Source organism: Mycobacterium sp. E183, from assembly GCF_001667735.1.
Taxonomy (GTDB): Bacteria; Actinomycetota; Actinomycetes; order Mycobacteriales; family Mycobacteriaceae; genus Mycobacterium.
The window spans coordinates 1-18,850 of the sequence record NZ_LZJN01000110.1 but is presented as its reverse complement, the minus strand read 5'-3'; the positions used below and the strand labels follow the sequence as shown (position 1 = coordinate 18,850).

The following is an 18,850-nucleotide window of genomic DNA, read 5'->3' as shown; positions in this document are numbered from 1 at the left end:
GCAGCCGGATCGGCAGAAAAATCGGGATTCACCTGCGGATTGTGCCCACCCGTCCACGCCTTCACGAAAGCCATGAAATGAGCCAGGATGCAGTCGAATTGACCCGCGGCCTCCTCACCGAGACCGCCACGCTGCGGCACGGTTTCCTCGACGTACTGGGCGAGTCGACGACTTCGCCGGCCCCGACGTTCGCCCAGCGCGCCATGAACAGCCCTCTCGTCGCGACAATCTACGAGCGGCTGTGGCGGCCGGCCGCCTTCTACGTCGCCAGCGGCGTCACCACCGGCGCGGAGCAGCGGCGCGCGGCATCGGCGCTGAAGCTGTCCGGCGCAGACAGATTGCTCGATGTCGCCTGTGGCCCAGGCAATTTCACGGGTTCCCTGGCCGCACAACTATCGGACGGCGGGCTGGCCGTCGGCTTCGACATCTCCGAGCCGATGCTGACGCGCGCCGTCTTGGACAACAGCGCCCCGCGCACCTGTTATGTCCGCGGCGACGCTCGCGCGCTGCCGTTCGCCGACGAGACTTTCGACGCGGTCTGCTGCTTCGGCGCGCTGTATCTGATGCCCGAGCCGTTCGGTGTGGCACGCGAAATGGTGCGGGTGCTGCGGCCCGGGGGGCGGATCGCGATCCTGACCAGCTACACGCCCGACCTGCCCGCGATCCGGTACGCGATGACCAGCGGCGCGCGCGTCATCGGGCTGACCATGTTCGACCGGCACGCCTTCGTCGAGCTGTTCGCCTCGGCCGGCCTGGTCGACGTCGAGCAGCAGACCCAGCGCGCGTTGCAGTTCGTCGTCGCCGCTAAGCCCGAGAGCTAGGACGCCACCTTGCCCACGCCGAGCACCCGGACGACCGGCGTTCCCGCCTCGCACTCCAATACCCAGGGTTCGCCGCCGTCGACGGGCTCCGAGGTGAGCGTGAACATCACCGGCCGGCCGCTGCGCTGCGTCATCTGCGTGCATTCCACCCGGAACAGGCGATAGTCGCCGCCCCGATCGATCGCGAGCGAGAACCCGGGCCGCACCGACTCAACCGGCACCTTCTGCAGGTAGTAGTCAACGTTCATCCGTCGACCGTAGGGCCGTCAGAACGGCGCGCCGGGTGCCGCCACGCGGCTCTTAGGCAATGTTCAGGCAAATTTTGGGACGGCATTAGGGTTCGCCGCGCGCGTGCGCTCCCGGCTGCATGACGAACTCCACGACGATCGCCGCCATGTCGTCGATCGCACTGCGGAGCATGACTTCGTAACCGTGGGTGCTCAGCGTGGGCAGACATAGCAGGCCCGCGCGCGGCGTCAGACCGTTGGCCTTGGAGTGCGACGCGTCCGACTCAAAGGCGCCCAGCACCGCCCCCTGCGGCGACAGGCCCAAGTCGTTGGCGATGCCCGTCAGCCGGTCGGCGACGTCCTTGTCGTAGACGCACAGCGCGTCGCTATAGCCGATGATCGGGCCGCCGCTGACTTTGGTGCCGTACTCGCGCTCGGTCGGGCCGACCTCGAGCGCGAGGGTCAGGGTGCCGGGCAGCGATCCGCTGGCGTAGGTGCCCCCCACCCCGCCGATCTCTTCGTTGGTGGTGAACGCGAGATAGACGTCGTCGACGGGTCGTTGGCCGCGCTCGCGCAGCACGCGAGCGGCGCGCAGCAGGGCGGTCACCGCGGCGCGATCGTCGAGGAAGTAGCAGCCCAGATAGTCGCCGATTTCGACCAGGGTCCGCTTGCTGCGGTCGACGCACACCCGCGTGCCCGGGCGCACCCCCGCGGCTTCCAACTCGTCGGGGCTGCGGCCGGTGAAGACGTAGACGTGGTCCCAGTCCAGCGCCTTGTCGCCCTGGTCGGGCTTGGTCTGCCAGATCCGCTGGCTCTCCTGGGTGGTGTGTTCGGAGCCCAGTGTGAGGACCGCGGTCAGCGTGGCGTTCTCGCCGAGCACGGCGACCGGACCGAGGCCGAAGTTGCCCGGGTACATCGTCCCGAGCTGCGTCAGGTGCAGCGTCCCGTCCGCTTCCACCCGCTTGACGAGCATGGACAGTTCGTCCATGTGCGCCATGACCCGCGTCGCGACGCCGGGCTCGGCCGCCGAGGACACCCGGTGCCGGTGCCCGTGCCCGGCGCCCTCGGCGGGGGGCTCGGCACCGATGTAGCCGATCAGGTTGCCGGCGTCGTCGGTCCACATGTCGTCAACGACGGGACGGAGTTCTCGGGCACACACGGCGCGGACGTCGGCTTCCTGGCCGCACGGCCCGTAGGCCCACAGCAGTTCCTGCAACAGCTCGTCGATGGAATCGTCCTCGCGCGGCGCCATTCGGTCCTTTCGGTTGATGGCTTGTCGCAAGGATCAGTACCCGCGCCGCGTCATGGGCAATCGCGCTCACTCGCAGGCGAGTTCCGGTCGTTCGGGGCGGTGCGGCAGCAGGCTGGGCAGCCACTTCCCCACGTCCGCGGCCGTGAGGTTCGAGGCCCGCTCGAGGTGTTGGCCCACAACGATGTTCGCCTCCAACCGGGCGCGCGCCGCCACGTCGTCCGGGTTGCCGGAGGCGCACGCGGCGGGGAGATCACCCGACCGGTTGCCCTGGGGGGTCGCTCGCCGCGCGCTGGAACGGTGAACGACGCCGCGTACCATTCGTTGACGGTCGTCATTGACGGTCGTCAGCCAAAGACGTAGGGTGCGTCGATGGGGTCATCGCCCGCCTCCTCCGTGACCGAAACTCCACCCGGTGGCGTCCGGGAGGCCCGGCGACTCGAAACGCGGGCGCGCCTGTTCGACGCCGCGCTGGGCGAGATCGGGCAGCGCGGCTTGGCCGCGGCCGATGTCAGCGCCATCGCCGCCGCGGCGGGCGTGGTGCGGGGAACGTTCTATTTCCATTTCCCGACGAAGGAGCACGTGCTCGCCGAGCTGGAGCGCGCCGAGGAGAGGCGGATAATTGGCGAGCTCGGCGACGCCAAGGGCGATTTGGCCACTGTCCTGTCGGACGTCGTATCGCGGATACTCGACGCCGAAAATCGTTTGGGTGCAGGCGTTTTCCGGGACATGCTCGGTCTGCATTTCTCGCCATCGCGTCCCGTTGAAGAGGAGCTGGCGCAGCACCCGATCGCACAGTTCCTGGCGGGCGTGATCGGCCGTGCGCAAGACGCGGGACAAGTCTCGTCCGACGCGGACGCAACGGAACTGGCGATGTTCTTTCTCACCGGGCTCTTTGCGCTGCTCGCCGTTGGATCACACGACCCTGCGCTGTTAAGTCGTTACGTATCAACGAGTGTCAACGGAATGGAGAAACGATGAACAGCACGAGCATCGAGGGGTATCGCGATTTCCTCGCTAGGCGCGACGGCGAGGCCGACCTACTCAACCGACGATTGGCGAAGCGCGAGCAGTTCTTCGGTCAACTCGAAGCGAACCCCGTCCGGTCGGCCCACCCGATCGATCAACAGACGTTCCTGCGCAACCTGCGCCGCCGGCGGCCCGAGGCAGGCCTGGATCGCAAGATGCTGTTCCTGCTGGCGACGGCCAAGCTGAATCAGGCCGAGCGGTTCGGCGTGGGGCTCGGCGAAACCTACGGGCGCAACAGCGGTCACGATGCGCCGCCCGAAAGCGTCTACCTCGAACTGGAAGAGCACTACCACACCCGGCTGCTCGCATACGCGCTCGACGTCTTCGACCTGACGTTCCAAGTCGCCCCTCCCCCGTTCGTCATGCGCCAGTTCGTCAAAACCGGCGTGTTCATGCCGCAAAGGCTGGGCTTTGCGTTCGTCGGCGCCGGCGAGATGGCGGGCTGCATCATGTTCGACGAGTTACGCCGCGCCGGCACAGAACTGTTCGCCGACGAACCGGAAGTCTGCGCGCGAATCGAACTGCTCTACCGCGAAATCCTCACCGACGAGATCGGCCACGTCGGCTACTGCGCCTCGCGCTGCACCGCCGGCGAGCGGGTGATCATGCGCCGCATCTACCCGTTCGTGGGGCGGATGTTCGCCCGGCAAACCGCCGAGATCGGCATGCTGGTCGACCCGAAGGCGTTGCACGCCCGACTCGACCGGCCCTTCGACGTCGACGAGCTCACCGCCGGCATGGGCAACGAAACCTATCTCGTCGCCCGTCCGTGAGGGGCGGCTCGCGCACCGCGTCGCGTGGCAGGTGGTTGGCGGGAGGGACTGAGGTGTGGGAAACCTCGAGCCACGGCCCGTTGCTTGAGCCGTAACAGTCTGGCCTCAGCTTGTTCCATTGGGACTCTGTTCAGTCCCTTCCTGAGTTGAGCCTGCCACCCGGTGGCCACCTACCGGTAGTGCTGATCGCCTTTCGGGGGCATTGTTCGCTCAATGGACTGCGGGGTGCTCGGCGAACCAAGGCCCGCGGACGCTGGAATTTGCCGACGGCCAGGCCAAATCGCCACGACGGATGGTCGCCGGTGCCATCCTTTTGGGTATGTCCGAGACGCGGCACGTTGTCCTGATTCACGGCAACTGGTCACGCGGAGAACAGCTGGCCGCCGCCCGCGCCGCGTTCCAGGATCGCGGTTACACCGCGCATACGCCGACGCTGCGGCATCACGAATTGCCGATCCACGAGGGGGCCGCCAAGGTGGCCTCCCTAAGCCTGCGGGATTACGTCGACGACCTGGTGGCCTTCGTCGGTTCGCTCGAAACGCCACCGTTGTTGGTCGGCCACTCGATGGGCGGCCTGCTCGCCCAACTGGTCGCCGCACGCACCCCCCACACCGGGCTGGTCGCGGCATGTCCCGCCCCCGCTGCCGGCATCGGCGGTTCGACTCCCGCCAACAGGCGGATGTCGGCGCCGTGGTTCCTGCGCTCGCGCGCCTGGGCCAAACCGGTGCCTCCTCCCCCGTTCGAGCGATTCCGGCAATGGGTGGCCAACACCCAATCTGAGGACACCGCCCGCGAGATATATGACGGCCTGGTTTGCGATTCCGGTCGAGCACAGTGCGAGATGCTCCTTGCGATACTCAGGCTCTCCCGGGCAACCCGCGTCGATGCCGCCGCGGTGAGCGCGCCGGTGTTGGTGATTGGGGGCGAATGCGACCTGATCGTGCCCGCAGGGGTGTTGCGCAAGACCGCGGCGCAATACCGGCACGCGGACGTCGTCGTGATACCCGACTCCGACCACATGGTCTTCTCGGGGGCTTCCCTACCGCTAACCATGAGCCACATTGACGCGTGGCTGACGAAGAATGAGCTCTTCGCCGCCACGCCGAACTAGGTGCCGTGACGCGCGCTTGCTGATCGACCGCCTTGGCGAAGCGCCCTTTACCTGGTCAATCTCTGTGGAGCTAAGGGGATTCGAACCCCTGACCTACTCGATGCGAACGAGTCGCGCTACCAACTGCGCCATAGCCCCTGATCGCTAGCAGGCTACCAGCCGCGGGCCGAACCGCCGAAATGCGATCGCTACTCGCCGACGGCTCGCGGCAAGTCCCTGGGCCAGCCGTAGTTGCGCATCGGCATCGCGTAGTCCAGGTGCTCGAAGATCGGGTCCTCGTCGTCGATCTCGAGAACCACCGCCCCCGGCCGCCGCAGGCGCGACGGGACCACGTCGTAGTCGCGGTCGTAGGCGTTCTCGACGCCCATACGCGCCCGCGACATCCGCTGCATCCGGCGGCGACGGACCTTCTCCTCGATGCGGGTCTGGCGCCGCAGGTACGCCAGGTAGAGCAGCGTCACGACGGTGGCGCTGCCGCACGCCCACCAGGCGGTCGGCGAAATCTTGAACGCGGCCGTGGCCGTGCCGACCAGCACGACGGCCATCACCATCAACACGCGCTTGCGGAAGGCGTACTTGCGGGCGCTGACCGCGGCGGCGGTCTTGGTGTCGAAGCGGCGGCGCCGAGAGGCGTTCCGCGGGACGGGCGGCGGCATCTCCTCGTCGTCGGCCTCGGCCTCGGGCTCCAGACCCGAAGAGTCGTCGACGTATTCGAAGCCCTCGTCGGCTTCGTCGCCGGCGTGGGCGACCACGTCGGTGTCGGAGTCCTCGTCGTCCTCGTCGGCCTCGGCTTCTTCCTCGACGACGGCATCGACGGCCGCCGGCAGGGCCTGAGAATCCTCGACGACATCGACGTCGAGGTAGTCGGGCTCGGTGAGCTCGGGTGTCGCGATCTTCATGACGACGGGGCGCGCGGCCCGCAGCTCCTCGGTGTCGTGCTCTTCGTCTTCGTCACCCTCGGCGAGGTCGAGCTCGTTGTCGGCCGACTCTTCCGGCGGTTTCCAGTCGGGGTCGCTGCGATGACCCGCGGCCGGGCCGCTGCGCTTGATCAGGCGGGAGTTCGCGCCGCCGTTGAGGACCCGGGTCGCCAGGGCGACGTCGCTGGTGCGGCGCACGGCGTCGCGTTTGCTGACGAGCATGGGCACCAAGACGAACAGCCAGAGCACTACGAGCGAGATCCACAACAGTGACTGCGGAATGCTTGGCATGACGACCTGCTCTCTTCGGTTCCGATTCCGCGAAGCCCCTCGGAGGCCAGCGCGGCCGGGTCTTGGTGACCAGGACAATTACACACCTGTAATTTGCCTCTCACAAGCACCACGAGTCACTCGTGTCGCGGTAGCCACACGGGGGCCAAATGCGCTAGTCGCGGCGCGGCCGCCCAGCGCGGGGCTGCGCCGTCACGCCCAGCTGGCGTGCCCGCCCCGGACCAGGGTCGATGCCACCGACCCGGACACCTCTTCGGCCGTAATGGCCATCAACAGGTGGTCCCGCCACGCCTTGTCGACCTCGAGGTAGCGCTGCAACAAACCCTCTTGCCGGAAGCCGACTTTTGCCAACACGGCCCGGCTGGCCGCGTTCTCGGGGCGCACGGTGGCCTCGACGCGGTGCAGCATCACCGGACCGAAGCAGTGATCCAGGCCCAGCGCCAGGGCTGCCGTGGCCACCCCGCCGCCGGTCGCCGACCGCGGCACCCAATAGCCGATCCACGCCGATCGCAACGCCCCATGGGTGACGTTGCCGATGGTCAGCTGGCCACAGAAGCGTCCGTCGAGCTCGATGACGTAGGGCAGCATGCGGCCCGCACGGGCCTCCGCGCGCAGGCCGGAGCACAGCGCCGGCCACGCGGCGACGGTGTGCCGGGTCGTCCAATCGCTCTCCGCGCTGGGCTCCCACGGCTCGAGGTGGGCGCGGTCGGCCAACCGGATGCGGCTCCATTGGGCGCCGTCGCGCATCCGCACCGCCCGCAGTCGGACGACTCCCGCCGGCACCCGCAAGGGCCCGACATCCAGCGGCCAGCCCGGGTGGCGGGCGTTGGTGCGCAACAGGTTCACGAGCTGGCGGAGTCGTTGCACTTAACCGCGCTGAGCCAGGAAGGCGACATCGACGATTTCGCCGGTGCGGATCTGTTCGGCGCCGCTGGGCACCACCACGAGGCAGTTGGCTTCGGCGAGGGTGGCCAGCAGGTGCGAGGACGCCCCGGGCGGCCCGCCGAGTGCCTGCACCAGGTATTCACCGGTCTCCTGGTCGCGCATCAACTGGCCGCGCAGGTAGCCCTTGCGCCCGGCGACCGACGTGATCGGCGACAGGGTGCGGGCCTGCACGATCCGGCGCATCGGCTGACGCTTGCCCAGCGAGAGCCGGATCAGCGGCCGGACCATCACCTCGAAGACCACCAGCGCGCTGACCGGGTTGGCGGGCAGCAGAAACGTCGGGACGCCGTCGCGGCCGAGCTGCCCGAAGCCCTGGACCGACCCGGGGTGCATCGCGACGCGGACGACTTCCATCTCCCCCAGCTCGGAAAGGACCGAGCGCACCGACTCGGCCGCGGCGCCGCCGACCCCGCCGGCGATCACCATCACCTCGGCGCGGTTGATCTGGCCCTCGACGGTGTCGCGGAATTCCTTGGGGTCGTTGCTGACGATGCCGATGCGGTTGACCTCGGCACCGGCATCGCGGGCCGCCGCCGCCAGCGCGTAGGAGTTGACGTCGTAGACCTGGCCGTTGCCGGGGGTGCGTGAAATGTCGACCAGTTCACCACCGACGGCCAACACCGTCACCCGGGGCCGCGGATGCACCAGCACCCGCTCGCGGCCGACCGCCGCGAGCAGCCCGACCTGGGCCGCGCCGATCACCGTGCCGGCGCGCACCGCGACGTCGCCGGGCTGCACGTCGTCGCCGGTGCGGCGCACGTACGCACCCGACGGCGCGCCGCGCAGGATCCGCACTCGCTTGCTCCCGCCGTCGGTCCAGCGCAACGGGATCACCGCGTCGGCGAGCGTGGGTAGCGGGGCTCCCGTGTGCACTCGGGCGGCCTGGCGCGGTTGCAGGCGGCTGGGGGTGCGCGCGCCGGCCTCGACGGTTCCCATCACCGGCAGGACCAGGCCCTCGCGCCGGTCTTCGTCCAGCTCGGCGTCGCCGGGCGGCGGCTCAGGCATGCTGTCGGCTCCCACTTCGCCGATGCCCAGCACGTCGACGCTGCGCACCGCGTAGCCGTCGATCGCGGCCTGGTCGAAGCCGGGCATGGGCCGCTCGGTGACAACTTCCTCGGCACACATCAATCCCTGCGCCTCGGCGATGGCCACCCGGATGGGCCGCGGCGCCACCGCGGCAGCGGTTATCCGGGCCTGCTGCTCCTCAACAGAACGCACAGCGCGCCTCTCTGCCCTCTGATGCCCCTGGCGGGCACCGCCCTCATCAGCCCTACGGGCGCCGTCGTGGGCCGGGCGTATCGGCCGGCTACTTCTCGGCCAGGCCTAACCGCGCCACCAACCATCGCCGCAAATCCGGGCCGTAGTCGTCACGATCCAATGCAAAGTCAACCGCAGCCTTGAGGTAGCCGCCGGGATTTCCCAAGTCGTGTCGAGATCCGCGATGCACGACGACATGCACGGGGTGGCCCTCCGCGATGAGCAACGCGATCGCATCCGTGAGCTGCACCTCGCCGCCCACCCCGCGGTGGACGCGGCGCAACGCGTCGAAGATGGCCCGGTCGAGCACGTAGCGGCCCGCGGCGGCGAAAAGCGATGGGGCGTCCTCTTGCTTGGGCTTCTCCACCATGCCGTTGACCTTCAGCACGTCCGGGTTGTCGTCACCGGGCACCGGCTCGACGTCGAAAACCCCGTACGCGCTGACCTCGTCGGGCGCCACCTCGATCGCGCACAACACGGTGCCGCCGTATTGCGCCCGCACCTTCGACATCGTTTCGAGGACGCCGGTCGGCAGCACCAGGTCGTCGGGTAGCAGCACCATCACGGCGTCGTCGTCCGACGTCAGGGTGGGCTCCACGCAGCCGATGGCGTGGCCCAGGCCGAGCGGCTCGGCCTGCACGACGGACTCGACCTTGATCAGCTGCGGCGCGCGCCGCACCTTGTCGAGCATCGCCTTCTTGCCGCGCGCCTCCAGCGTTCCCTCGAGGACAAGGTCCTCGACGAAGTGGGCGACGACGCCGTCCTTACCCTCGGAGGTGATGATCACCAGGCGGTCGGCGCCCGCCTCGGCCGCCTCGGCGGCCACCAGCTCGATGCCAGGGGTGTCGACGACCGGCAGCAGCTCCTTGGGCACCGTTTTCGTCGCGGGCAGGAAGCGGGTACCCAGACCGGCGGCGGGCACGATCGCCGTGTGTGGGACCACCACTTTTGGGCTTGACATTGTTCACACGATAACCCGACAGCGGTTTGCCGAGTCGATGTGGCGCGGCCAAAGATCCGGCTGCAATGGTTGAGGCATGGCGACCACCGGTAAGGCCGCGTTGCGGGCCCAGTTGCAGGCGGCCCGCCGCCGCGTTGCCGACGAGGTGCGGGCCGAGGAGGCCCGGATGCTGAGCGGGCGGATCGAGGCCCTGAAAAGCATCATGAGCAGCGGTGACACCGTGTGCGCGTACGTGCCGGTGGGCGCCGAGCCCGGGTCGATAGACATGCTCGACGTGTTGCTGCGGCGGCCCGGACGCGTGTTACTGCCGGTTGCGCGCACGGCCGCCGACGGCGCGGCGCTGCCATTGCGCTGGGGCGAATATCGGCCCGGCACCCTGACGTCCGCGCGGTGGGGGTTGCTGGAGCCGCCGGAACCCTGGTTTCCGGCCTCGGCCATCGCCGAGGCGAGCCTGATCCTGGTGCCGGCGTTGGCCGTCGACCGCTTTGGGGCCCGGTTGGGCCGCGGTCGTGGCTTCTACGATCGCTCCCTGGGCGGCCGGGGTCCCCACGCGCGGCTGATCGCGGTGGTGCGCGACGCGGAGTTGGTGGACCGGTTGCCCGCCGAGCCGCACGACATCCCGATGACGGACGCCCTCACGCCCAGGCGGGGACTAGTCGCGCTCGGTCGCGGGTAACAGATCGGGAATGAGTGACGTCACGTGGCGGTTCTAGCACTTGAGACGCTAGAGTGCTAACAGGCTTTTGCAACCATCCGGAGGTTTTCGTGCCGACTTACAGCTATCAGTGCACCGAGTGCGACGATCGCTTCGACATCGTGCAGGCCTTCACCGACGACGCGCTGACCACCTGCAAGCGCTGCTCCGGGCGGCTGCGCAAGCTCTTCAACTCCGTAGGAGTGGTGTTCAAGGGCAGCGGCTTCTACCGCACCGACAGCCGCGAGTCCGGCAAGAAGTCCGCGAGCTCGACCAACGGATCCTCGTCGAGCGACTCCGGCTCGAACGGCGCATCAAGCGAAAAGTCCGGATCGACCGAGAAGTCCGGTCCGAGCGAGAAGGCGACCAGCAGCTCCGCGGCGTCCACCGCGTCCGCCTCGAGCTGACGGGTTATCCACAACCGTTGCGCCGACGACGTTCGGCGCTGACCCCCATGCGCCTACCGTTGCGGCGTGGGCGAGTCGTCACTGAACCCAAGCCCGTTCAACCGCCTTTTGCTGCTGCGTCCCGATTGGACACGTACGGTGCTGGCGCGGCGGATCGCGGCGGGCGGGCTTGTCGTGTTGGCCGGCGTGGCGGCGCTGCGCTCCAACCCGGCGGGTGACTACGCCGAGGTGGTGGTCGCCGACCACGACCTGCGGCCCGGCGCCGCGTTGACGCCCGCGGATGTCCACCTCGAAAAGCGTTTGGCCGCAACCGTTCCCGATGGCTCACTGGCCGACGTGAGCGCGGTGGCCGGGTCGACGCTCGCCGGTCCGACGCGGCGCGGCGAGGTGCTCACCGATGTCCGGTTGCTCGGCAGCCGGCTCGCCGAGTCGACCGCGGGACCCGGTGCCCGCATCGTGCCGCTGCGCCTGGCCGACAGCGCCCTGATCGACCTTGTCCGCGTCGGCGACGTCGTCGACGTGCTGGCCGCACCGGCGACCGCGGGGCCGGAGCCGGCCCAGGCCACCCCCAAGGTGGTGGCCACCGACGCCGTCGTGGTGCTCGTGTCGGCCAAGCCGAAGGTCCAGGCCGCGGACGGTGACCGCGTAGTGTTGGTTGCGCTGCCGGCTCGCGTGGCGAACACGGTGGCGGGCTCGGCGCTGGGTCAGGCGGTGACCCTCACCCTGCACTGAGTGCCTCGCCGTCGTTGGCCCCGCAGCTGACAGCAAACTCTGTCCAATCCCAGGAAGGACATCTGAATGTTCAAAGGGTTCAAGGAGTTTCTCTCGCGGGGCAACATCATCGACCTGGCCACCGCGGTGGTCATCGGTACCGCCTTCACCGCGCTGGTCACCCAATTCACCGACAGCATCATCAAGCCGCTGATCAACCGCGTCGGTGTCAACGAGAAGTCGAATCTCGGCATCCTGCGGATCGGCATCGGCGGCGGCCAGACCATCGACCTCAACAACGTGCTGTCGGCCGCCATCAACTTCGTCATCATCGCGGCCGTCGTCTATTTCCTGGTCGTGTTGCCGTACACGACCCTGCGCAGGCGCGGGGAGGTCGAGCAGGCCGACGACGCCCAGATCGTTCTGCTGACGGAGATCCGCGACCTCCTGGCGCAGACCAACGGCGACTCGTCCGGTCGGCACGGCGGCGCTGCCACCACCACGACGCCCCCGCCGGAGCACGGACCGCGCGCCGACGCCGAGGCGTAGGGCCCCGGCTAGATCTCCAGGCTCGACAGCTGCCCGATGATCTGTGCGGCGAGGGGATTCAGCGTCGCCATCCCGTCGCGCACCGCATAGCGGGAACCGGCGAGGTTCACCACCAACGTGCTCCCGGACACGCCGGCCAGGCCGCGTGACAATCCGGCGTCGGTGATCCCCGCGGAGAGCCCCGAGGCGCGAATGGCTTCGGCGATGCCGAGGATCTCGCGGTCCAGGATCTCGCGGGTGGCTTCGGGGGTGACGTCGCGTGGGGTGACGCCCGTCCCGCCGACCGAGACCACCAGGTCCACCCCGCCGATCACCGCGGTGTTGAGCGCGTTGCGGATCTCGACCTCGTCGGCCGCGACCGCGACCACACCGTCGACGACGAACCCCGCCTCGGTGAGCAGCTCGGTGACCAGCGGCCCGCTGTGGTCCTCATCCCCGTGGGCGGTGCGATCGTCGACCACCACGACCAGGGCCCGGCCAACCACCAACTCCGCACCCGTTTCCATGGGTGCCACCGTATAACCGAGCTCGGACAATCCGGCCGCCGAGGGTTCTTCGACTCGCATTACTGATCCGCCTTCCCCAGAGTCACCGGCACGGTACGGCTGCCACCACCAGCGGGATCCTGGAAGGTCAGCGAAATCTTGTCACCGGGCGCCTTCGACCGCACGGCGGCGACCAAGGCGTCGGCGCTGTTGATCGGGCGGTCGTCGACCTTGGTGACGATCACGTTCTTGGGCACTCCGGCGGTCGAGGCCGCCCCGCCCGGCACCACGTCGACGACCTTGGCGCCCGGGGAACCCTTGTCGTTGGTCACCTGCACGCCGAGCGACGCGTGGGACGCCTTGCCGCTGCTGATCAGCTCGTCGGCGATGCGCTTGGCCTGATCGACCGGAATGGCGAAGCCGAGGCCGATCGAGCCGCTCTGGGCGTCCGGCGAGTCCGCACCCAGGGTGGCGATCGCCGAGTTCACGCCGACCAGCTGGCCATTCATGTTGACCAGCGCGCCGCCGGAGTTACCCGGGTTGATGGCGGCGTCGGTCTGGATGGCGTCCAGCACGGTGTTCTGGTTGCCCGACTCACCGGTGGTGGACACCGGCCGGTTCAGCGCGCTGACGATGCCGGTGGTGACCGTGCCCGACAGACCCAGCGGCGACCCGATGGCCACCACCGGTTGGCCGACGCGCAGGTCCGACGAGGAGCCCAGGGAGATCGGGGTCAGGCCGGACATGCCCTGCACCCGGATCACCGCGATGTCGCTGGTGGGGTCGGCACCGACGACCGTGAACGGCGCGGTGCGGCCGTCGGCGAAGGTCACCGTCGTCTTCGGAGCCGGCCCGGCGGGACCGCCGGGCGGACCACCGGGGGGCGCACCGGGAACCACGGGCGCTTTCGGCGGCCCCGCGGCCGCCGCGACCACGTGATTGTTGGTCAGGATGAGCCCGTCGGCGGAAAGGATGATGCCGGAGCCCTCCTCGGACTGGCGGCCCAGGTCGGTCTCCAGCATGACGACACTGGGCACCACCTTGGAGGCGACCTGTTCGACGCTGCCCGGCGGCATGTTGGCCGCCGGGACGCTGGGTGCGCCGATGACGGTGTGCCCATTGCTGGTGGTCGAATGCGTCCCCAGCTCGACGGCCGTCGCCGCGGCCCCGCCGATGCCGGCCGAAACCACCGCGATGGTCAGCGCACCGACAGTCAAAAGCCCTGCGCGGGAACGTTTTTGGGGACCCGGCGGCATCGGCGGCAGCATGCCGGGAATCGGGCCCGTGCCGGTGGCCCCGGGGACCGGGCCTACCCCGGTCCGGCCGGGGATCCGCCCGGGACCGGTGCCGCTGAACGGGTCGTACGGCTGCCGGAACTGGTTGGTCTGGGATTGATGCCGCCAGTCGAACGGCTGGCCGTACGGTTGGGCGTGCCCCTGGCCGTAAGCAGAGGTCCCCGGGTGGCTCGGGGTGGGCGCAGGCTGATTCGGCGCAGGGTGGTACCCCGGCTGCTGCGGCGGTGGCGAATACCTCGGGTCATTCGTCATAGCGCTAGGTCGCTCTTCCTCTATCTCAGTATTCGGCTCGTCGGTTCGACAGGGCTCTTCAACAGTAGTGGCTGCACACCTACGTTGCCCGGGCGGACTGAGAGTCCACTGAGATAACGTTCGCGGGTTCCCGAGAGTTCGACTGGCCGGTCATCCGAACCGCGGGTTCGGTGACGGATTCTTCGCCGGCGGCCGCGGCAGACGACGTCGGATAGGCCGAGGGCGGCATCGGCCGGCCGGGCAGCAGCACGTAGAACGAGGTCCCCGGCGGCTGTCCGCCCGGCACGGTGTCCTCGACGCGGAGCAATCCACCGTGGTTCAGCACGACCTTTTTGACGATCGCCAGCCCGAGCCCCGAACCGGGCATGGCGCGCGCGGTCGTCGACCGGTAGAACCGCTCGAACACCAGCCGCCGTTCGTGCGGCGGGATGCCCGGGCCTTGATCGGAGACCACCAACTCGGCGTGCGACGGGTCGAGTTGCCGCATGGTGATGCCCACGTGACCGCCCGGCGGGCTCCACTTGGCCGCGTTGTCCATCAGGTTCAGCACGGCGCGCGACAGGCCCGCCGCGTCGCCGTACATCTGCCAGGGGGTTACGTCGACGTCGAAGTGAATGTCGTTGCGGCGCCGCCTGACCCGCTCCAGACTGCGGTCGATGACCTCGGACATGTCGACCGGTTCGTGCACCACCTGGCCGGCGTCGTCGCGGGTGAGGTCCACGAGATCACCCACCAGCGTGGACAGTTCCTCGATCTGCGCCAGCACGTCGGCGCGGAGCTCGACCATCTCCTGCTCGGGCAGCCGCGGCGCCCCCGGTTCCATGGAGGCCATCAGCAGCTCGACGTTGGTGCGCAACGACGTCAGCGGGGTGCGCAGTTCGTGCCCCGCGTCGGTGACCAGCCGCGCCTGACGCTCGCGGGATTCGGCCAGCGCGCGCAGCATCAAGTTGAAAGCCTCGGTGAGCCTGGCCAATTCGTCGCTACCGAACACCGGGATCGGCCGCAGGTCGTCGGTGCGCGCCACCCGTTCGGTCGCCTCGGTCAGGCGGGCCACCGGGCGCAGCCCCGCCCGCGTGACCATGCCGCCCGCGACCGCGGCGACCGCGACGCCGATGCCGCCGACGATCAGCAGCACCCAGCGCAGCTTGGTCATCACGGCCTCGGTCGGCTTGAGGCTCTTGGAGATCAGCAGCGAGCAGCCATTGGGCAAGTGAATGGCCAGGACTCGTTGATCGGACGCGGTGCGCCGGGACATGAACAGATCACCGCGGATCACCGCCTTTTCCGGCGCGCCGACCGGCAGCGTCTGACCCGGCTGTTGCGCCGTGTAGATCGAGTGGCCCGGGTTCACCAGCATCGCGTTGACATCCGAATACGCGGTGCCCTCGATGGCCTTGCCGGGATCGGCGGCCAGTGAGCCGCTGGCGATCAGCAGCTGAGCCCGGCTCTGCAACTGGTTGTCGATATCGCTATACAGCGCAGCCGAAATCACCGCGTACACGGCGAACGCCATCAGCACGACGACCATGGCCACCATCGACATCGCCAGCAGCATGACGCGCCACCGCAGGGACAACGAACTGGTGGCGCGAAGCGGCACGCGTGGGGGCCGTTGGTACCTGATCATCGCGGGATGTGACTGGTCACGGCGGCGTCTCCCGAAGGACATAGCCCACGCCGCGCACCGTGTGGATCAGCCGTGGCTCGCCGTCGGCCTCGGTCTTGCGGCGCAGATAGCCGACGTAGACCTCCAGCGCGTTGCCGGAAGTGGGAAAGTCGAAGCCCCACACCTCTTCCAGGATCCGGCTGCGGGTGAGTACGCGGCGCGGATTGGCGATCAACATTTCCAGCAAGGCGAATTCCGTGCGCGTAAGGCTGATTTGGCGCTGCCCGCGGGTGACTTCGCGGGTCACCGGGTCCAGCGTCAGGTCGGAGAACTGCATGGCCACCGATTCGGCGTCGTCGTCGTCCGGCTTGGTCCGGCGCAGCAGCGCCCGCATGCGGGCCAGCAGTTCCTCGAGCGCGAACGGCTTGGGGAGGTAGTCATCCGCGCCGGCGTCGAGCCCGGCGACGCGCTCGGAGACCGAATCACGGGCGGTGAGCACCAGGATGGGTAGGTCGTCGCCGGTGCTGCGGAGCTGACGGCAGACCTCGAGCCCGTCCAGCCGCGGCATCATCACGTCGAGCACGAGCGCGTCGGGCCGGTCGCTCGCGATCATCTCGAGCGCCTCCAGCCCGTCATGGGCCAACTCGACCGAGTAGCCATTGAAGGAAAGCGATCGGCGCAGCGACTCACGCACTGCGCGATCGTCGTCGACGACCAGTATCCGCACGGGCCTAGTGTCGTCCCGACGCCTGAGAGCCGGCTGAGAGGCGCGCCGGGTATTTGCCGAGATTAACTAACGCCGGTCCAGGTCGATCAGACCGAGGCGGGCCGCCTTGAGCAGCCGGCGGGGCACCTTGTGCTTCTGGCCGGCGACCGTCACACCGACGAGTTCGGTCTTGGTGGCCTTCCACTGCGCGCGACGGCTACGGGTGTTCGCGCGCGACATCCTGCGCTTGGGTACGGCCATGGTCGGGCCTAACTCCTCGTGTCGGGGGCTTGTCGCGCGGCGTGGCCGGTGCGGCCGAACGTGCGACGATTGCTCCCAGGATAGTCGGTGGCCTGCCGGGCACCAAAACGAAGCCCTCTGGCGCCGAGATGGCCGTGGCGGTTGTGATCCGGGCGCCGTCCACGACCGTGGCGGCAATCTCGACGTCGGAGGCGAGGGGCGTCCTTGACGTGACACTGGCGCGACCCGCTAACCTACCGGTTGGTTGGTTGGTTTGCGCTCACCGGTGAAACGCAGATTGGAGGACTGCATGGCCTCAGCTCCTGGTCGTGACGCGGTCCGGATCGCGAACTGCTCCGGGTTCTACGGCGACCGGCTGTCGGCGATGCGCGAGATGCTCACCGGCGGCGACGTGGACTACCTCACCGGCGATTACCTGGCCGAATTGACCATGCTGATCCTGGGCCGCGACCGGATGAAGCACCCCGAGCGCGGCTACGCCAAGACGTTTCTGACCCAGCTCGAGGACTGTCTCGGGGAGGCCCGCGATCGGGGTGTGCGCATCGTCGCCAACGCCGGCGGACTCAACCCGGCGGGGCTGGCCGCCGCGATACGCGCCCTGGCCGAGCGCCTCGGCATTCCCGCGCGGGTCGCCCACGTCGAAGGCGACGACCTGCTGGCGCGCGCCGCCGACCTCGGGCTGGGCAGCCCGCTGACCGCGAACGCCTACCTGGGCGCGTGGGGCATCGTCGACTGCCTGGGCGACGGCGCCGACGTGGTCGTCACCGGCCGGGTCACCGACGCCTCGGTGATCGTCGGAGCCGCCGCCGCGCACTTCGGCTGGGGCCGCACCGACTACGACCGGCTGGCCGGCGCGGTGGTCGCCGGCCACGTCATCGAGTGCGGCGTGCAGGCCACCGGCGGCAACTACTCCTTCTTCACGGAGGTCGCGGACCTGACCCACGCCGGCTTCCCGCTGGCCGAGGTGCACCCCGACGGCTCCTCGGTGATCACCAAGCACGCCGGCACCGGCGGGCTGGTGAGCGTCGACACCGTCACCGCGCAATTGCTGTACGAGATCACCGGCGCCCGCTACGCCAACCCCGACGTCACCGCGCGGATGGACACCGTCGAGCTGTCCCCCGACGGCCCCGACCGGGTGCGCATCCACGGCGTGCGCGGCGAACCGCCGCCGCCCACCTACAAGGTGTCGCTGAACAGCATCGGCGGATTCCGCAACTCCATGACCTTCGTGCTGACCGGTCTCGACATCGAGGCCAAGGCGGACCTGGTGCGCCGGCAGCTCGACGCCGCGCTGACCGTCAAGCCCGCGGAGCTGCAGTGGTCGCTGGCCCGCACCGACCACCCCGACGCCGACACCGAGGAAGCCGCCAGCGCGCTGCTGCACTGCGTGGTCCGCGACCCCGACCCCGCCAACGTCGGGCGCCAGTTCTCCTCGGCCGCCGTGGAATTGGCTCTCGCCAGCTATCCGGGCTTTCACGTGACCGCCCCACCGGGCGACGGTCAGGTCTACGGCGTGTTCACCGCCGGCTACGTCGACGCCAAGGAGGTGCCCCACGTCGCGGTGCACGCCGACGGCACCCGGGTCGAGATCGACTGCGTCACCGAGACTTTGGAGCTCGCGCCCGCCGAGCCCCCACCCCTGCCGGAGCCGTTGCCCGACGGCCCGACCCGCCGGGTGCCGCTGGGCCGCATCGCCGGCGCCCGCAGCGGCGACAAGGGCGGCTCGGCCAACGTCGGGGTCTGGGTTCGCACCGACGAGCAATGGCGGTGGCTCGCCAACACGCTGACCGTCGAGCTGCTCAAGGAGCTGCTGCCCGAGGCCGCGGAGTTCGTCGTCACCCGCCACTTGCTGCCCAACCTGCGCGCGGTCAACTTCGTCATCGACGGCATCCTGGGCCAGGGCGTCGCCTACCAGGCGCGGTTCGACCCGCAGGCCAAGGGATTGGGCGAATGGTTGCGCGGCCGCCACGTCGACATCCCCGAAAGGTTGTTATGAATCTGTGGACGACGCCGGAGCGCGAAGAGCTGCGAAAGACGGTGCGCTCCTTCACCGAACGCGAAATCCTGCCCCACGCAGACGAGTGGGAGCGCGTCGGGGAGCTGCCGCGTGAGCTGCACCGTCGCGCCGGGGCGGCCGGCCTGATGCACCTCCTCACAGATGATCACCGCGTCGGCGCCGTCGCCGCCACCCCCGCCGACCGCCTCGGGAAAGTTCGCCCCCAGCAGGCCGGCCGCCCCGGCGCGACGGTGCAGCTCACGCGGCAGCTCCCCGACGCGCTCCCACTCGTCTGCGTGGGGCA

General features: G+C 69.2%; 21 protein-coding genes, 1 tRNA gene and 2 pseudogenes. 10 read left to right on the top strand and 14 right to left on the bottom strand.

The window, feature by feature from the left end:
• Positions 1–77 precede the first annotated feature (77 nt).
• Positions 78–821 carry a class I SAM-dependent methyltransferase gene (locus tag A5691_RS11595; protein WP_067758067.1) on the top strand — a complete coding sequence of 248 codons (744 nt, stop codon included), beginning with the start codon at positions 78–80 and terminating at the stop codon, positions 819–821.
• Here A5691_RS11595 and A5691_RS11590 read toward each other — a convergent pair.
• From A5691_RS11590 to A5691_RS29120, 3 genes are all read right to left on the bottom strand, one after another.
• Positions 818–1,069 carry a hypothetical protein gene (locus A5691_RS11590; RefSeq protein ID WP_067758071.1) on the bottom strand — a complete coding sequence of 84 codons (252 nt, stop codon included), beginning with the start codon at positions 1,067–1,069 and terminating at the stop codon, positions 818–820. The two genes, A5691_RS11595 and A5691_RS11590, sit on opposite strands and share 4 nt — an antisense overlap.
• Positions 1,070–1,154: 85 nt before the next feature.
• Complete coding sequence (locus A5691_RS11585) at positions 1,155–2,300, bottom strand: M42 family metallopeptidase (protein WP_067758074.1); 1,146 nt, start codon at positions 2,298–2,300, stop codon at positions 1,155–1,157.
• Positions 2,301–2,366: 66 nt separating this feature from the next.
• Positions 2,367–2,618, bottom strand: a complete 252-nt coding sequence (locus A5691_RS29120) for a hypothetical protein (protein ID WP_067758079.1) — start codon at positions 2,616–2,618, stop codon at positions 2,367–2,369.
• Between the two features lie 51 nt (positions 2,619–2,669).
• Here A5691_RS29120 and A5691_RS11575 point away from each other — a divergent pair, with 51 nt between their 5' ends.
• From A5691_RS11575 to A5691_RS11565, 3 genes are all read left to right on the top strand, one after another.
• A complete protein-coding gene (locus tag A5691_RS11575; RefSeq protein WP_067758082.1) occupies positions 2,670–3,278 on the top strand; it encodes a TetR/AcrR family transcriptional regulator in 609 nt (202 codons plus the stop codon).
• The gene (locus A5691_RS11570) at positions 3,275–4,099 is read left to right on the top strand and encodes a hypothetical protein (RefSeq protein WP_068016089.1); all 825 of its coding nucleotides are present in this window, start codon (positions 3,275–3,277) and stop codon (positions 4,097–4,099) included. The genes A5691_RS11575 and A5691_RS11570 overlap by 4 nt, the downstream gene beginning before the upstream one ends.
• 319 nt (positions 4,100–4,418) lie before the next feature.
• On the top strand, positions 4,419–5,210 hold the full coding sequence (locus A5691_RS11565; RefSeq protein ID WP_067758194.1) for an alpha/beta hydrolase: 792 nt from the start codon (positions 4,419–4,421) through the stop codon (positions 5,208–5,210).
• A 65-nt stretch (positions 5,211–5,275) separates the two neighbouring features.
• Here the strand turns inward: A5691_RS11565 and A5691_RS11560 are convergent.
• The 5 genes from A5691_RS11560 to A5691_RS11540 form a co-directional block, all read right to left on the bottom strand.
• Positions 5,276–5,348: transfer RNA gene (locus tag A5691_RS11560), tRNA-Ala, on the bottom strand.
• Positions 5,349–5,398: 50 nt separating this feature from the next.
• A complete protein-coding gene (gene glpR / locus A5691_RS11555; protein WP_067758088.1) occupies positions 5,399–6,418 on the bottom strand; it encodes a gephyrin-like molybdotransferase receptor GlpR in 1,020 nt (339 codons plus the stop codon).
• A 192-nt stretch (positions 6,419–6,610) separates the two neighbouring features.
• Positions 6,611–7,264 (bottom strand): GNAT family N-acetyltransferase, encoded by a 654-nt coding sequence (locus tag A5691_RS11550; RefSeq protein WP_197499159.1) that lies wholly within the window; start codon positions 7,262–7,264, stop codon positions 6,611–6,613.
• Between the two features lie 21 nt (positions 7,265–7,285).
• A complete protein-coding gene (gene glp / locus A5691_RS11545) occupies positions 7,286–8,581 on the bottom strand; it encodes a gephyrin-like molybdotransferase Glp (protein WP_067758095.1) in 1,296 nt (431 codons plus the stop codon).
• An 88-nt stretch (positions 8,582–8,669) separates the two neighbouring features.
• The gene (locus tag A5691_RS11540) at positions 8,670–9,581 is read right to left on the bottom strand and encodes a UTP--glucose-1-phosphate uridylyltransferase (protein WP_067758098.1); all 912 of its coding nucleotides are present in this window, start codon (positions 9,579–9,581) and stop codon (positions 8,670–8,672) included.
• A 76-nt stretch (positions 9,582–9,657) separates the two neighbouring features.
• On the opposite strand from A5691_RS11540, the gene A5691_RS11535 reads away from it, so the two are divergent.
• From A5691_RS11535 to mscL, 4 genes are all read left to right on the top strand, one after another.
• Positions 9,658–10,257: a 5-formyltetrahydrofolate cyclo-ligase gene (locus A5691_RS11535; RefSeq protein WP_067758101.1), complete on the top strand. Its 600-nt coding sequence runs from the start codon at positions 9,658–9,660 to the stop codon at positions 10,255–10,257.
• A gap of 89 nt (positions 10,258–10,346) precedes the next feature.
• Complete coding sequence (locus tag A5691_RS11530) at positions 10,347–10,682, top strand: FmdB family zinc ribbon protein (protein WP_067758104.1); 336 nt, start codon at positions 10,347–10,349, stop codon at positions 10,680–10,682.
• 66 nt (positions 10,683–10,748) lie between these two features.
• A complete protein-coding gene (locus A5691_RS11525) occupies positions 10,749–11,414 on the top strand; it encodes an SAF domain-containing protein (protein WP_067888344.1) in 666 nt (221 codons plus the stop codon).
• A 66-nt stretch (positions 11,415–11,480) separates the two neighbouring features.
• Positions 11,481–11,942 carry a large-conductance mechanosensitive channel protein MscL gene (gene mscL, locus A5691_RS11520; RefSeq protein WP_067780546.1) on the top strand — a complete coding sequence of 154 codons (462 nt, stop codon included), beginning with the start codon at positions 11,481–11,483 and terminating at the stop codon, positions 11,940–11,942.
• A gap of 8 nt (positions 11,943–11,950) precedes the next feature.
• Here the strand turns inward: mscL and A5691_RS11515 are convergent, their stop codons facing one another.
• From A5691_RS11515 to rpmF, 5 genes are all read right to left on the bottom strand, one after another.
• Complete coding sequence (locus A5691_RS11515) at positions 11,951–12,508, bottom strand: molybdenum cofactor biosynthesis protein B (RefSeq protein WP_055402749.1); 558 nt, start codon at positions 12,506–12,508, stop codon at positions 11,951–11,953.
• A complete protein-coding gene (locus A5691_RS11510) occupies positions 12,508–13,974 on the bottom strand; it encodes a S1C family serine protease (RefSeq protein WP_068016094.1) in 1,467 nt (488 codons plus the stop codon). Before A5691_RS11510 ends, A5691_RS11515 begins: the two co-directional genes overlap by 1 nt.
• 79 nt (positions 13,975–14,053) lie before the next feature.
• Positions 14,054–15,601 (bottom strand): HAMP domain-containing sensor histidine kinase, encoded by a 1,548-nt coding sequence (locus tag A5691_RS11505; RefSeq protein WP_068016096.1) that lies wholly within the window; start codon positions 15,599–15,601, stop codon positions 14,054–14,056.
• 16 nt (positions 15,602–15,617) lie between these two features.
• Entirely contained in the window at positions 15,618–16,307 is a 690-nt protein-coding gene (gene mprA, locus A5691_RS11500; protein WP_067271149.1) for a two-component system response regulator MprA, read from the bottom strand.
• A gap of 66 nt (positions 16,308–16,373) precedes the next feature.
• The gene (gene rpmF, locus A5691_RS11495; protein WP_007168835.1) at positions 16,374–16,547 is read right to left on the bottom strand and encodes a 50S ribosomal protein L32; all 174 of its coding nucleotides are present in this window, start codon (positions 16,545–16,547) and stop codon (positions 16,374–16,376) included.
• Positions 16,548–16,836: 289 nt separating this feature from the next.
• Here rpmF and A5691_RS11490 point away from each other — a divergent pair, with 289 nt between their 5' ends.
• Positions 16,837–18,546, top strand: a complete 1,710-nt coding sequence (locus A5691_RS11490) for an acyclic terpene utilization AtuA family protein (protein ID WP_068016099.1) — start codon at positions 16,837–16,839, stop codon at positions 18,544–18,546.
• Positions 18,501–18,647 (top strand): annotated as a pseudogene (locus tag A5691_RS27280) (acyl-CoA dehydrogenase family protein); the annotation flags it as partial. The gene A5691_RS11490 and the pseudogene A5691_RS27280, both read left to right, overlap by 46 nt.
• Positions 18,648–18,674: 27 nt before the next feature.
• Here A5691_RS27280 and A5691_RS27275 read toward each other — a convergent pair.
• Positions 18,675–18,850 (bottom strand): annotated as a pseudogene (locus A5691_RS27275) (acyl-CoA dehydrogenase family protein); the annotation flags it as partial.